14 protein-coding genes are annotated in these 14,960 nt (G+C 33.7%); 12 read left to right on the top strand and 2 right to left on the bottom strand.

Annotated features, from left to right (window positions below):
• The first annotated feature begins 47 nt into the window (after positions 1 to 47).
• The 8 genes from AC3WRL_RS13375 (at position 48) to AC3WRL_RS13340 (ending at position 7,002) form a co-directional block, all read left to right on the top strand.
• Positions 48 to 1,661, top strand: a complete 1,614-nt coding sequence (locus AC3WRL_RS13375) for a Na+/H+ antiporter (RefSeq protein ID WP_214831550.1) — start codon at positions 48 to 50, stop codon at positions 1,659 to 1,661.
• Between the two features lie 27 nt (positions 1,662 to 1,688).
• Entirely contained in the window at positions 1,689 to 2,117 is a 429-nt protein-coding gene (locus tag AC3WRL_RS13370) for an SRPBCC family protein (RefSeq protein WP_214831549.1), read from the top strand.
• 57 nt (positions 2,118 to 2,174) lie between these two features.
• Positions 2,175 to 2,558: a VOC family protein gene (locus AC3WRL_RS13365; RefSeq protein ID WP_214831548.1), complete on the top strand. Its 384-nt coding sequence runs from the start codon at positions 2,175 to 2,177 to the stop codon at positions 2,556 to 2,558.
• A gap of 35 nt (positions 2,559 to 2,593) precedes the next feature.
• On the top strand, positions 2,594 to 3,616 hold the full coding sequence (locus AC3WRL_RS13360; protein ID WP_492330484.1) for a glutaminyl-peptide cyclotransferase: 1,023 nt from the start codon (positions 2,594 to 2,596) through the stop codon (positions 3,614 to 3,616).
• A 186-nt stretch (positions 3,617 to 3,802) separates the two neighbouring features.
• Positions 3,803 to 4,828 (top strand): glutaminyl-peptide cyclotransferase, encoded by a 1,026-nt coding sequence (locus AC3WRL_RS13355; RefSeq protein ID WP_492330483.1) that lies wholly within the window; start codon positions 3,803 to 3,805, stop codon positions 4,826 to 4,828.
• Between the two features lie 88 nt (positions 4,829 to 4,916).
• Complete coding sequence (locus tag AC3WRL_RS13350) at positions 4,917 to 5,900, top strand: hypothetical protein (RefSeq protein WP_214831546.1); 984 nt, start codon at positions 4,917 to 4,919, stop codon at positions 5,898 to 5,900.
• A gap of 43 nt (positions 5,901 to 5,943) precedes the next feature.
• Positions 5,944 to 6,558 carry a deoxynucleoside kinase gene (locus AC3WRL_RS13345; RefSeq protein ID WP_214831545.1) on the top strand — a complete coding sequence of 205 codons (615 nt, stop codon included), beginning with the start codon at positions 5,944 to 5,946 and terminating at the stop codon, positions 6,556 to 6,558.
• A gap of 93 nt (positions 6,559 to 6,651) precedes the next feature.
• Positions 6,652 to 7,002: an ArsC/Spx/MgsR family protein gene (locus AC3WRL_RS13340; RefSeq protein ID WP_214831544.1), complete on the top strand. Its 351-nt coding sequence runs from the start codon at positions 6,652 to 6,654 to the stop codon at positions 7,000 to 7,002.
• Positions 7,003 to 7,051: 49 nt separating this feature from the next.
• Here AC3WRL_RS13340 and AC3WRL_RS13335 read toward each other — a convergent pair whose 3' ends face one another.
• Complete coding sequence (locus AC3WRL_RS13335) at positions 7,052 to 7,357, bottom strand: DUF493 family protein (protein ID WP_214831543.1); 306 nt, start codon at positions 7,355 to 7,357, stop codon at positions 7,052 to 7,054.
• Positions 7,358 to 7,397: 40 nt separating this feature from the next.
• Positions 7,398 to 8,075 carry a DUF4197 family protein gene (locus AC3WRL_RS13330; RefSeq protein ID WP_214831542.1) on the bottom strand — a complete coding sequence of 226 codons (678 nt, stop codon included), beginning with the start codon at positions 8,073 to 8,075 and terminating at the stop codon, positions 7,398 to 7,400.
• 376 nt (positions 8,076 to 8,451) lie between these two features.
• Here AC3WRL_RS13330 and AC3WRL_RS13325 point away from each other — a divergent pair, with 376 nt between their 5' ends.
• The 4 genes from AC3WRL_RS13325 (at position 8,452) to AC3WRL_RS13310 (ending at position 14,943) form a co-directional block, all read left to right on the top strand.
• Positions 8,452 to 11,274, top strand: a complete 2,823-nt coding sequence (locus AC3WRL_RS13325; RefSeq protein ID WP_214831541.1) for a SusC/RagA family TonB-linked outer membrane protein — start codon at positions 8,452 to 8,454, stop codon at positions 11,272 to 11,274.
• An 11-nt stretch (positions 11,275 to 11,285) separates the two neighbouring features.
• Positions 11,286 to 12,704, top strand: coding sequence for a RagB/SusD family nutrient uptake outer membrane protein (locus AC3WRL_RS13320; protein ID WP_261512619.1), 1,419 nt, complete (start codon positions 11,286 to 11,288; stop codon positions 12,702 to 12,704).
• Positions 12,705 to 12,777: 73 nt separating this feature from the next.
• Entirely contained in the window at positions 12,778 to 14,160 is a 1,383-nt protein-coding gene (locus AC3WRL_RS13315; RefSeq protein WP_214831539.1) for a glucoamylase family protein, read from the top strand.
• 78 nt (positions 14,161 to 14,238) lie between these two features.
• A complete protein-coding gene (locus AC3WRL_RS13310; protein ID WP_492330482.1) occupies positions 14,239 to 14,943 on the top strand; it encodes a carboxylesterase family protein in 705 nt (234 codons plus the stop codon).
• Positions 14,944 to 14,960 lie beyond the last annotated feature (17 nt).

Genomic DNA, 14,960 nt, shown 5'->3' with positions numbered 1-14,960 from the left:
TTTATTTAGATTCCAATATAATATTAACATTAATAAATCATAAATAAATGATTCACAATTACGTCATAATATCAATCGCAGTTTTGTTGTCTGTGATGATATTAGTAATGATCGGGCAAAAACTGAAAGTAGCCTATCCAATTTTCCTTGTAATAGCAGGGTTACTGATAAGCTTTATTCCAGGAATGCCTCACATTGAAATAGAACCGGATTTGGTTTTCCTTATTTTTCTGCCACCTATTTTATTTGAAGCAGCCTGGTTTACCTCCTGGCAGGATTTTCATAAATGGCGGAAGCAGATCTTCTCGATGGCTTTTGGACTGGTATTTCTCACCTCAATAGTGGTGGCATATCTTTCATCATCTATTATTCCTGGACTTACTGTAGCAATGGGATTTTTATTAGGGGGTGTGAATTCTCCACCTGATGCAGTTGCTGCAACGTCTGTATTACGGAATATGAAGATCCCTAAGAAGATCACGAGTATTCTGGAAGGAGAAAGTCTCATTAATGATGCATCGAGTTTAATTGTCTTTAAATTTGCTCTAGCGGCTGTGATCTCAGGACAATTTATTTTCAGAGATGCTGTTCAGGATTTCTTTATTATGGCTATTGGTGGGATTGCTATTGGAATTGCAGTAGGTTTTCTGTTTGGAGCCTTACTTCGTATTATACCTTCCAATTCTAATATTGATACCATTATTACGCTTATTGTTCCTTACATTATGTATGTGGGAGCAGAACATTTTCATTTTTCGGGAGTGTTATCAGTAGTTGCAGGTGGATTACTGATGTCATATAATTCACATTGTTATTTAAGCCATACCTCAAGAATTCAGTCGGGAAATGTGTGGAGTGTTTTGATCTTTTTGATGAATACGATCATTTTTATTTTAATAGGCCTTGAACTGCCTATTGTTATTGCTGCCATGAAAGAGTATACTATTTCGGAGGGTATTTTTTATAGTATAGTAATTGGTGGTGCCATTATTCTGACAAGAATTGCATATAGTTATGCCTTAATGTATTTCCCGAGACTTTGTTCAAAAGAACTCAGATTAAAAGTTCCAAAGCCAGACTGGCGGGAGCCTTTTATCATTAGTTTTGCGGCAATGAGAGGAGTGGTATCGTTGGCTGCGGCATTATCTATACCTGCATTTTTACCCAATGGAGATGCCTTTCCACATCGTAATATTATTTTATTCGTAACTTTTGTTATTATTTTAATTACTTTGGTGGGGCAGGGATTATTGTTGTCTCCTATTTTAAAATTATTAAAAATAAGTGATGCCGGAAGTGAAATACCTGAAGAAAAACAGGAAGTCATTTTAATGAGAAAGCTAAAAGAAACAGCTTTGCATAAATTAGATACTGATTTCTCAGAATTAGCAGAAAAAAATAGCCTGGTACGTCATCAAAAACATAAATTGGAAAATGAAATGATGATGATGGCAGATAAAGCCCAGTGTATGGCTTCTACCGGAGACTATGTTTCAGCAATGAACGAGAATAAAGATGTTTTGAGACAGGTGATCCAGGCACAGAGAAATGAGCTTCATCGTATGAAACGGGAGAAGATATTTGATGATCACGTGATGCGGACGATCGAAATGCAGCTTGATTTTGATGAAGCTAAAATTACAGGATTTACCCACGGATAAATTTTAAATAAAATAAAAAAAGTAGAAATGAGTACTCCAATTATTGTTCAATACAAAGTAGAAGCACCCGTTGATGAGGTTTGGGAAGCACTAACTGATAAAGAGAAAATGAAATCGTGGTATTTTGATATATCAGATTTTGAATTGGAAACCGGAAAGCAATTTAATTTCTATGAACCGGGAGAAGCTAAAAAGTACCATCATCAAGGTAATGTTTTAGATTTTACGGCCAATGAAAAATTAAAGCATACCTGGTCTTATCCTGAATTTTCCGATGCAGAGACCATTGTTACATGGGAACTTCAGCCTGACGGAAAAGACACAATAGTTAAGCTCACTCACGATGATATCGATCATTTCAAAGAATTGGGTGAAGGGTTTTCTCGGGAAAGTTTTACAGAAGGATGGAATGCCATTATCGGACAAAGTCTGAAATTGTATCTAGAAGATAAATAATAAAAAACGCAAAGACGCAAATGAGTGTCTTTGCGTTTTACTTATAAATTAAAAGTTATGATAAAATATAATTCTTTACGTCCTATACTCTGGACACAAAACCTGGATGAAACCATCGGTTTTTACATTCACACTTTAAGTTTTACGTTGGTAGGAAGAAATGATGAATGGGAATGGGCAACGATTCGTAAAGATGATGTAGAGCTTATGCTTTCAAAACCTAATGACCATGAGAAGTTTAATGGAATAGGTTTTACAGGTTCATTTTACTTTAATGTAGACCATGTAGATGATCTTTGGGAAGAATTAAAAGATAAAACGGAAGTTTGTTACGAAATTGAAACCTTCGATTGGGATATGCGTGAATTTGCCATTTATGACAACAATGGATATATATTACAATTCGGTCAAGCTGTTGATGAAATTAGTACAACGGAATAAAATTTGCTATTTTTGGTGAAATATTTGGAAATTCAATGAAAAAAAATATAATAGCTGGTTTTGCAGCGATTTTAATGTTGGTGTCTTGTAACAATGATAAGAAGATATTGAATAGTTTAACTGATTATAACAATTCAATGGAAAGCAAAGGATATCATTTTGGTGATAAACTTGAGATTCCTAAAGATGTTGCAGATAATGCTGAAAGTATTACCATTAGTTTTGGAGATAAAGAAACTTCGAATTTAGTGATTGATCCTAAATTTTTCACATTAGGAGATAATGCGGTAACCTTCAATATCAAAACTAAAGGAGGTGAAACTTTGAATCAGGATGCAACGATCAATGTTTTTGCTAAGAATCCTGAGAAAAAGATCTCTTATCAGATTGTTGCAGAATATCCACATAATCCTGCTAATTTCGTTCAGGGGTTTCAGGTAGAAGGCAACACAATTTATGAGAGCGATGGGCAGAACGGGTCTTCACAAATTCTAAAATATACATTGGGAACCACAACTCCTCTTGCATCAACAAAACAGGCACAGGAAGATTTTTCTGAAGGAAGTACTATTGTTGGTGATAAAGTATATCAATTGACCTGGCAGAGCAAAAAAGGATATATCTATGATAAAAGCTCTTTAAAGCTTCTGTCGGAATTTGCATATCCTAATGTATTAGGAGAAGGATGGGGACTGACGTATGATGGAAAAAACCTTATCGCCTCTGATGGAAGTAAATTATTGTATTTCCTTGATCCTAAAGATCCTTCAAAATTAGTAAGATATATTGCTGTGGCAGGGAGTGCTCAGGCTTATGATCAGTTGAATGAATTGGAATATTATAATGGATTTATTTATGCGAATGTTTGGCAAAAGCCAATTGTTTTAAAAATTAATCCTGCCAATGGAGAAGTTGTTGGTACATTTGATTTTACAGATATCGCCAAGCAGAATACCAAAGGAAGTGACGATGTACTGAATGGCATCGCTTTTAAAGGTGAAAATATGTTGGTGACAGGAAAGAACTGGTCGAAGATTTATGAAGTTGTAATTAAATAATCAAAAGTAATTTTGTTTACATAAAATTGAAATAGCGCTCTTTTGGGGCGCTATTTTGATGAGATAGATAGCTATATAAAAGAGTGAAATAAGCTAATGTATATTCTTAAAATTATAGGATGGGTCAATGAAATTAGTTGACCAAGTGATAAATTTTCCTATTTTTGAGAAAATATTAGAAATTCAGTGAAATTAAAGCTAGCTGTAACTTTTGCGTCAATCTTATTGTTAACATCTTGTAATAAAAACAAAAAGATCCTGGATACTTTAAGCGATTATAATAATTCGATGGAGCAAAGGGGCTATCATTTTGGTGATAAGCTGGAGATCCCTAAAGATGTTTCAGATAATGCAGAAAGTATTGCGATAAGTTTTGGAGATCATGAAACTTCAAATTTAACAATTGATCCTAAGTTTTTCACTTTAGGAGATAATAAGGTGAGTTTCATCATTAAAACAAAGGAAGGAGAAACATTAAATCAGGATGCTACGATCAATGTGTTTGCAAAGAATCCTGAGAAGCAAATTTCCTATGAAATCAAAGCAGAATACCCACACGATCCGAATAATTTTATTGAAGGGTTTACTCTGGAAGGGAGTACCGTTTATGAGAGTGCGGGACTTAAAAATACCTCGAAAATTCTAAAATATACATTAGGTGAAATGACACCTATTACTTTAACCAAACAACCCAATGATATTTTTTCTGAAGGTTGCGCCATTGCAGAAGATAAAATATTTCAGCTAACCTATCAAAACAGAAAAGGTTTCGTGTATGATAAAAACACCCTGAAACTTCTTTCTGAATTTCCACTGCCAAGTGTAATTGGTGAGGGTTGGGGATTAACATACGACGGAAAAGATCTTATTGCAACCGACGGCTCAAAAAACCTCTATTTTTTAGATGTAAATGATCCTTCAAAGGTTTTGAAAACGATTCCTGTAGCGGGTAATGCTGAGGTTTATGAGCAGCTTAATGAATTAGAATACCATAATGGATTCATTTATTCAAACATTTGGCATAAGCCTATCATTTTAAAAATTAATCCTTTAAATGGCGAAGTAGTAGGAAAATTTGATTTCACAAAAATTACCACAGAAAATACTCAAAATAACAGTGAGCACGTTTTGAATGGAATTGCCTTTAAAGGAGAAAATATGTTAGTGACTGGAAAAAACTGGAATAAGATTTATGAAATTGCTATTAGATAAATTAAATGACAGGCAATTTTAACTTAAATAGAATAAAGTATGTAAATTGGTAGAGCTTCTCTGAAGCACTATAATTAGTAAAAGAACTTTGAAATTATTACCATTCATATTTGCTTTCATTTTCTGCTCATTTTCTGCGCAGAAAGCCGTGGCATTAGATACTTTAAAATTAAAGGAAGCAAAAGACCTCTTTGCTGACGATTATGGAAACCTCTATATCTATAAAAATAAAGACTTTAGTTTAACAAAATATGATTCTTTAGGAAAACAGATCGGGAAAATGATGCTTACTGTACCCTTTAAAATTCAAGGGGTTCAAAATCCATTAACTGTACCTTTGTTTTCGGAAAATGCACAGGAACTGAAATTTGTAGATCAGAACCTTAATGAAATCCAAAAAGTAGATTTTAAACAAAAATTTACTTTCATAAAAATAGCTTACGCAGAAGATCTTCAGCAGATATGGTTGTTGGATGAAAGTTCAAAACGTCTTATTCAATATAATTTCAGAAACGATACAACAATCAATTCTTATCCTTTTGATGCCAGTTTTGATGATCTGGTAGATCTTTTGGTCTATGAAAATAAGGTTTATATTCTTACAAGAAAGCACTTCCGGGTTTACAGTTTGAAATTTGAAAAGCTGGTTGAAATTCCTCTAGAAAATGGAAAACGCTTTAGAAGAGAAAATGAATATATTTTAATGATGACCAAGACAACAATTCTTAAGTATGTTCCTGAAAAAGGTTTGGTGAAGATTTTTGAAGATCCTGATGCGCAGATTGTGGATAAAAACACGCTTTCTTATTTTGCAATCAAAGCGAACAACCTTTATCTTTACAACCTCGAAAAAATTAAAGAAGCTAAACAGCAGGCCGATCCTGAACCTGAATCCAAAAAGACTGAAGAAGCCATCCAGAAATTGCCGGAGAAACCTGCTGAATCTGAGGATAAATCATTAGAAAAAGTTCAGGATAAGTTTATTAAAGATCAAACTGTAGAAAAAGCTGCAGACGATACTTTGAAGAAGCTTATTGAAGATTCTAAGGAAATTCAGACAGTTGGTATTTAGTTGTTTTTTCATGGTATCAATAAAACATAAGGGAAAATAGAATATGCACATTGCAGTTACAGGAAACATTGGAGCAGGTAAAACTACATTAACGACCATGCTTTCTAAGCATTACGGATGGGATGCACAATTTGAAGATGTAGACCATAATCCATATTTGGAAGATTTTTATGCGGATATGAGCAAATGGAGTTTTGCTTTACAGATCTACTTTTTAGGAAGCAGATTCCGCCAGGTAAAGGAGATAAGAGAAAGTGGAAAGAATATTATTCAGGATCGTACCATTTATGAAGATGCACATATTTTTGCAGAAAACTTAAATGATATGAATTTGCTTTCTGATAGGGATTTTACCAATTATCAGGCTGTTTTTAATCTCATGAAATCTTTTGTTTCAGCTCCGGATCTATTAATCTATCTGAAGTCTGATGTACCCAATCTGGTTAAAAAGATCTACAAAAGAGGACGGGAATATGAAGCTTCGATCAGTATTGAATATCTTTCAAAATTAAATCAGAAGTATGAAAAATGGATTTCCAATTATACGGAAGGGAAACTGTTGGTTATTGAAGTTGATGATTTAGATTTCGTGGAAAAACCTGAAGACTTTGGTTTTATTCTGGAAAAAATTGAAGCGGAACTGAATGGATTGTTTTAATTAACAATTATTTATTATCCGTTAAGATTTTTGTAACTTGATTTCTTACTAAATTTGTTATAGTACAAGTTTAATTTTTTAATATAATTAAATATGTTAGTTAAGGTTTTACATAATGGAAGTTGTTCAAAGTCAAATGCTGTTTTAGAGTATTTGGATGAGAATGGAGTGCCGTTTGAGATCATCAATATGGTGGAAGACCCGCTAAGTATTTTAGAATTAAAAACGGTTTTGAAGAAATTGAATCAAAGTGTGTTCCATTTGATCAGAAAGACCGAAAAATTGTATCAGGAAAAATTTGCGAGTAAAAATTATTCGGAAGACGAATGGTTAGAAATTTTATCTCAAAATCCTTCTTTAATACAAAGGCCTATTTTAATAAAAGGTTCAGTAGCCATGCTAGGAAGACCGATTGAAAATGTGAAATTCTTTATAGAAAAATAATCAAAATACAATATACAATAAAAGTCAGCTTTATGCTGACTTTTTATTTTTACAATAGAATTACTCCTTCTATCCTTCCAACTTCTTTATAAATTTTTACGACCTGATCAGCATCCAATACAAAAGCATTGATATTGCAAGCTGTATATTTTCCATTTTTACTTTCTCTATTACCAAGTGTAAATTTGATGCCATCAAAAACTCTATATATTTCTGTAAGCTTTGCCTGATCTGTAGGAATTATAAATTTAAATAAATAATCTTCTGGAAAGTCATGATGACCCTCTAATTTTTCCTTTAAAGAATTATAAAATTCTTCAGGATTTGCGTGTTGATTTCCTTGAAGTATGTCCATCTATCAATTTTAATTATATATAAATTTAACGAAATTTTTTCTATTTTCCAAGAGGTCCCAATAGAGCTTTGGAGTTCTGTACTTCGTAATCTTCAATGATATTAAATAAACCGTTAACCAGTTGTTCAGAGGCTAATTTACTCAGTCCGCCCGCATTTACAGTGTTGTTATTTCCACCTAAGAGATTCCCTAAAAAATTACTTCCTGCCAAAGCGGTATTAATGGTCTTAACGATACCATATTGATTTAATTTTTCATCCACTTTTGGAGCAATAGCTGCTACCAGTTGTTGAGAAGTCTTTTCTTTTAAAATCAAAGTTGCCGTACCCTTTTCACCTTGAATAATTCTGGTTACATCTTGGGCATTCAAACTATTGACTGCATTTTGCAGGATGGGTTTTGAAATATTCACCGTATAAGAAGCTGCCTCAGCAACATATTCTCTTTCTTTTGCAACCAATGAAGGAGCTACTTTCTCCAGCATAGTATTGATATCTCTCAATTCTTTAGGTAACGCTTTATCAACCATATTATTTTGTAGGAAAGCATCTTTATTACCATAAACGTTCATTCCTTTATCGATTCCGTTCAATAATAACCTTTTGATGATAGATAAGCCCAAGTCAGTTGTTGCAAGACTATTGCAAGACTGTAAAGAGGTCGTAATGACAGTTGCAGTTCCTGCTATTAAAGCTATTGCTAAAATGTATTTTTTCATTGATTTTTATTAATGGTTGTAATTTTCAAATATTGAGCCAAAGGTAAACAGGAAAATCTGTTTAACAAAATATTAAATTTATGATAGCGATTTGGGGAGTTATTTTGATAAAACCCTGTATTTATCATTGTAAATTTAATTGAAAACCAATTTGATTTTTAAAAATAATTCGTTAAAAAATGAAGTTTTCACATATGCTGTATGGTGTATCACACTAATTATAGAATTTTTATGATATGTTAACAATGTTTCATATATTTTTCTAATTTTGGTTAATGTCTTTTTTTGAGAAATACAATATTTATTTAATTAAAGACAGGTTGAAGGTTTAAAAACCGGTCTCGAAATTTGATTGTACGAAATAAAATTGAACTATATGAAACAAAGTGATTTAAAGTATTCATCACTCATTGCTGTGTTATACTTCGGTATGAACGTCAATGCGCAGGTGACGCCTAAGGATACTGTTACTAAAGAACAGAAGATCGAAGAGGTGGTTATGATTGGATATGGATCCCAGAAGAAAGAAAATATTACGGGAAGTATAGGGCTTGTGACGGCAAAAGATCTTGCCGATAAACCGAATGCTAACCCTATAAGTTCTATTCAGGGGAAATTATCCGGAGTTCAGATTTTGAATTCTGGAGCGCCAGGAGGATCTCCTAGAGTAGATATCAGAGGGATTAGTTCTTTAACAGGTAAAACTGTTTTTATTGTTGATGGAATGATTACAGATGATATCTCATTTTTGAGTCCCCAGGATATTGAATCAATGAGTGTGTTAAAAGATCCATCAAGTTTAGCGATCTACGGAGCAAGAGCATCAAATGGTGCGGTTATTATTAAAACTAAAAGTGGTAGAGGTAAGAAACCTGTCTTTAATTTTAATTCTTATTTAGGAATTAAGACGGTAACCAATATTCCTAAAATGGTTAACGCTGATCAGTATATCGAATTGTACAATGAAAAATTGATCAATGAAAATGTGAAAGATCCGGTATTCTTAAACAGATCTAATTATCCTGCGGATACTGATTGGTTTAAAGAAATTTTCAGAACCAGTATTATTAATTCTAACGATATTTCTGCATCCGGAAATTTAGGAAAATTGAATTACTACTTGAGTACAGGTTACTTGCAGGATGAAGGTAATTTAAATGCTGGACAGGGAATCAATTCAGGAAGTGGTTTTAACAGATTTAACTCGAAAGTTAATCTTACTTATAAAGTTACGGATAACATTACTATTGGAAATAACTTTACTTTTTCAAAAATGCGTACTGATCAGGCTCAGAATACGTTGCTAGATGCTTATTCTTCGCCACCTGTCTATGCTCCAATTAATCCTAGTACAGGAGACTATCAGTATTTTACCCTGGCTAAAATTCCAAATTCAAGAGCAAAATTAGATTTATACAGATCTCAAACTAGAGAAGAAAGATTACTGAATAATATCTGGGGAGAATATAAATTTTTAAAAGACTTTACTTTTAGAATTAGTTATAGTTCTGATAATATTAATTCGAATAAGTACGAATATACTCCTACATTTAATTATGTTCCTACAGCGGATCAAAAGCCACCAAAACTAATAACAAGAGATTCTAGAACGAGAAATTATATCTGGGATAATACATTAAGTTGGAAAAGAAGTTTTGGAAAGCATAATGTAGAAGTACTCGCAGGTTTTTCCAGGACCAGAAGCTCTTATGCTCAGGCATATGCTGATGCACTTAATGTTAGATATAATGGAAATAACAATTCTTTGAATATTGCGGATGGAACTGATATTGTAATGACAACTTACGATAAAGGTGACCGTAATGTAATCCCATATCAAGATAGAATAGAGTCCTTTTTTGGAAGGTTAAACTATGATTATGGTGGTAAATATTTATTGAATGCTTCTATTCGTAGAGATGGAACCTCCAAATATTCCAGCAACGACAGATACCGTGTATTTCCAGCTGTTAGCGCAGGATGGGTTATTTCCAAAGAAAGCTTTATGAGTGAGCAGAATGTTTTTAATCTTTTAAAACTAAGAGCGAGCTGGGGTAAATTAGGAAATCCAGATGTGCAAAGAGCTTACACACTTAATACATCAATTATTAATGGAGGGGCATATTATGGAAATAATGGTTCACCAGCACAAACCATAGATCAAATTATAGATCCGAATATTGGTTGGGAAACCACAACGGGTAGAGATCTAGGATTAGAAATGGCACTATTTAATAATAAGTTGAAAATTGATGCTACCTATTTTGATAAAGATACCAAAGACGTTGTTTATGGTATTGTTCAGGGAACAGTTTCAGGAGCTGCTAACTGGAATAACTATATTACGAATGCTTATTCTTTTAATAACAGAGGTTTCGAGGCTTCTGTAAACTATGATACTAAGATCAATGATAATATAAAAATTGGTGTCTATGGTAACATTACCACCTTAAAGAATGAGATTACTTCTGTTTTCAATGGATCTTACTTACAAACAGGAGCTAGTTTATATGGAAATTCTATTATCAGACTACAAGAAGGACAGGCCGTTGGTTCTTATTATGGTTACCAGGTAGAGGGTATTTTCCAAAGTCAGGCAGAAGCAGATGCATGGGCTACGCAAAATGGAGCAAAAGCAGGTGGATTTAAGTTTGCTGACATCGATGGAAACGGAGTTATTGATGCAAGGGACAAAACTTTCCTCGGAAGCCCTATTCCTAAAGGAACTTATGGATTTGGTGTTAATATGAATGTTTATGATTTTGATTTTGCCATTGATTTCCAAGGTGTATTTGGAAATAAAATATACAATTTCAATAGAGAACAACGATATGGAAATGAAAGTTGGGATCTAGATTTTTATAATAACAGATGGCATGGTGCCGGAACATCCAATGATTATCCTATGGCCACCAATGATCAGTCTATTATATTACCCAATAGTTTTTACGTAGAAGATGGAAGCTATATCAGAATTAGAAATATTCAGGTGGGATATAATTTACCAAAAACATTTACAAATTCGATGTCTATTACTAAGCTAAGATTGTATGTAAGCGCTCAAAACCCTTGGACAAGTTTCAAATATCATGGTTTTTCACCGGAAATCTTAAATACCGATAGGGTACAAATGGGTATTGATAATAATATCTATCCAATTTCGGCAATCTATACCATTGGTATGAACCTAACATTTTAATAAGAAACATTATGAAAAAGATATTTTTATCAATCGCTTTATTTTCACTTGTTATAAGTTGTAAAGACGATTATCTAGACATAAAACAGGAAGGTGTAAATGATGCGTCATCATTTTTTAAGACTCAAGATGATGCTTTACAAGCAACCAGTGCTATTTACAGTTTTCTAAGAAGCTGGGAAAATTCTGCTTTTCCTTATCAGTTTGTTTTCGGAGTTCCGGCAGATGATGTATTAAAAGGTTCTAATCCTGGAGATTCATCTTTCATTAATGTATATGATAATTTTACCTATACAGTGAGTGATGAAGGTGTAAGAGGATATTGGATCGGACAATGGCAGGCAGTGAACAGAACAAATCAGGTAATCACGAATGTCCCTGCAATACAAATGGACACTACTTTAAAAAATAGATTGATTGCTGAAGCTAAAATGTTAAGAGCATATTTCTATTTTAATTTAGTTAGAATTTATGGGGGTGTACCAATATATGATAAAGTGGAGACTGTATATGAGAAACCAAGAAATTCGGTAGAAGAAGTTTATAATTTTATTATTTCTGATCTTACTGCGGCGGCAGAAGTTCTTCCTCAAACGTATCCTGCTTCAGATCTTGGAAGAGTAACTAAAGGAGCTGCATTAGGATTGCTTTCTAAGGTCTATCTTTATAAAAAAGACTGGCAAAAAGCATATGAAACTTCTAACCAGGTAATTGCTATGGGTTATGACCTGGACCCGGATTTTAACCATTTATTCAGGCCTGCAGGTGAATTTGGTAAAGAATCTGTTTTTGAAGTAAATTGTGGTTGTTCATCTCAGTACGGCGGAAGTCAATATGCAGAAGTTCAAGGGGTTAGAGATCAATTTGGATGGGGCTTTTTTACACCTTCCAATGCACTTGAAAATGCCTTTGAAGCAGGTGATATTAGAAAAGAACTGACGATACTTAGAAATGGTGAAACGACACCGGAAGGAGACTTAATTGCTATGGGAGATCCATTATCAGTTACAACCTACAATCAAAAAGTATATGTTCCTAAAGCTTTAAACAATAATGCTTGTGGGTACGGATCTATTCAGAATATCAGAATATTAAGATTTGCTGAAATACTATTGATCAACGCAGAAGCAGCGAATGAGTTGGGTAATACCGCTACTGCAACTACAAATCTTAATAAGGTAAGAACAAGAGCTTCTTTACCAGGAACTACTGCATCAGGTCAGGTTGCATTAAGAACGGCGATCTGGCATGAAAGAAGAGTAGAGCTGGCATTAGAAGGAGACCGATTTGTTGACTTAGTGAGAACAGGACAGGCTGCTACAGTTTTAGCACCTTATGGATTTAAAGCAGGGAAAAATGAAGTATTTCCTATCCCTTTAGATGCAATGGATCAAAGCCATGGAGCCTTTACTCAAAATCCAGGTTATTAATCTATTATTATATAAAATAGCCAAAGGTGACTTTGGCTATTTTTTTAATTAATCCTATGAAAATGTATATTTTATGAAATTAGGAATTATTTCTATTCTTGCAGTTGCATCATTTTTTTCCTGTAATGCTCAGGTTCAGAATAAAGAACTTGTTAAAAAAGAAGCAGTAAAAAGTAATATTACGGATGAGCAGCTGATGGATAAAGTTCAGAAAGATGCTTTAAAGTATTTTTGGGAGTATGCAGAACCACATTCTATGTTGGGAAGGGAGCGCTACCATGAAGACGATATCTACCCGGATCATGATAAACATGTAGTGACTACAGGTGGATCAGGATTTGGCTTAGCTACTATATTAGTCGGAGTGGAAAGGGGTTTTGTTCCACGAAAAGAAGCGGTAAAAAGACTCTCCAATATGATGGATTTTTTAGCAAAAGCTGATCGTTATAAAGGAGCTTGGGCGCATTGGATCAATGGAGAAACTGGAAAGACAGTTCCTTTCGGTAAAAAGGATAATGGTGGAGATTTAGTAGAAACAGCGTTTTTAACTTCAGGAATTTTAATGGTTCGTGAATACTTTAAAAACGGAAATGCCGAAGAAAAAGCACTGGCTAAGAAATGCGATGAGTTATGGAAAGGAATTCAATGGAACTGGTATACTAAAGGTGGTGAAAAAGTATTGTACTGGCACTGGTCACCGGAGTATCAATGGGAAATGAATTTTCCACTGGAAGGCTATAACGAGTGTATGATCACTTATATCTTAGCTGCTTCATCACCCACTTATTCTATTGATGCTGAAACCTATTATAAAGGATGGACAAGAAATGGAACTTTCCTTTCGGACAAAACGAAGTATGGGCTTCCAATGTACGTAAAGCACAATTATGCGGAAGAATATGGTGGACCTTTGTTCTGGGCACATTATTCATATATCGGATTAGATCCGAGAGGTTTGTCTGATAAATTGATTAAAAACTATTTTGATCTAAATAAAAACCAGGTTCTTATCGACTATAAATACTGTGTTGAAAATCCAAAACAATGGAAAGGATATGGTCCAGATTATTGGGGGCTTACAGCGAGCTATTCCAGAAATGAAGATGGAAGTACAGGGTATAATGCTCATTTTCCTCAGAATGATCATGGAATAATTTCTCCAACAGCCGCATTGAGTAGTTTTCCTTATTCACCGAAAGAATCAATGGATTTCTTGAAATTCATCTATACGCGAAAACCTGAATTTGTAGGATCAGCAGGGCCTTATGATGCAACATCGATCAATTATAACAATTGGTTTACACCAAGATATTTAGCAATAGATCAGGGAACAATTGCTCCAATGATAGAAAACTACAGAACTGGATTTTTATGGAAATTATTTATGAATGCTCCGGAAATTCAACAAGGACTTAAAAAATTAAGCTTCCAATCTACAAAATATGGGATTAAATAAATGTTATTTTCATCATGGAAATTTTTATTAAAAAAATGAATTAATACATTTGACTTTAATCAAAATAGGAAATATTATATGAAATTTAAACTACACCAACTGCTTTTTTTACTTTTACCCTTTTCACTGAATTTGAGTGCCCAGGAAATAAAGGCTGAGCTCAATAAAGAATTTAAAAGAGCTGAAAAGGTATCTTATATTTTAGACTATCCTCAAAAAGTAAAAGGCAATATTCCTTTGATCGTCTTTCTTCACGGATCCGGAGAAAGAGGAACAGATCTGGAAATGGTAAAAGCGCACAGTCCCTTTACGTATAAAAATCTGATAAAGGAACCTGTGGCTATTTTAGCGCCTCAATGTCCGGCAGACAGTTGGTGGGATACAGTAACTATTTACAACCTGATTAAAGAGATTCAAAGGAAATATAAAATTGATGCTTCCAGAATTTACCTTACAGGTCTTTCATTGGGAGGCTGGGGAACTCTGAAACTGGCTATGGAACATTCTGAAATGTTTGCTGCGGTAGTTCCTGTCTGTGCGCCAACAGACCAAATAATGACAGCAAATATCAATCAGTATAAAGATCTTAATATGAAAATTTTTCATGGTGGAATGGATGATATCGTTTTACCGGAAAATGCTTTTAGGTTTTATCAAAAACTACATCCGGTAAATCCAACTGCTGAATTGATTATTTTCCCTAATGACAATCATAACTCCTGGGATTCTACCTATTCAGATCCTAAGTTATATGAATGGATGTTATCCAAGAAGAGAAATTAAAAGCTTTAGTAAAAGAG

The sequence above is a fragment of the Chryseobacterium sp. FW101-FHT12H09 genome (genome assembly GCF_058790395.1).
Note: the sequence above shows the minus strand (reverse complement) of the source record. Positions and strands in the feature narration are given on the sequence as shown.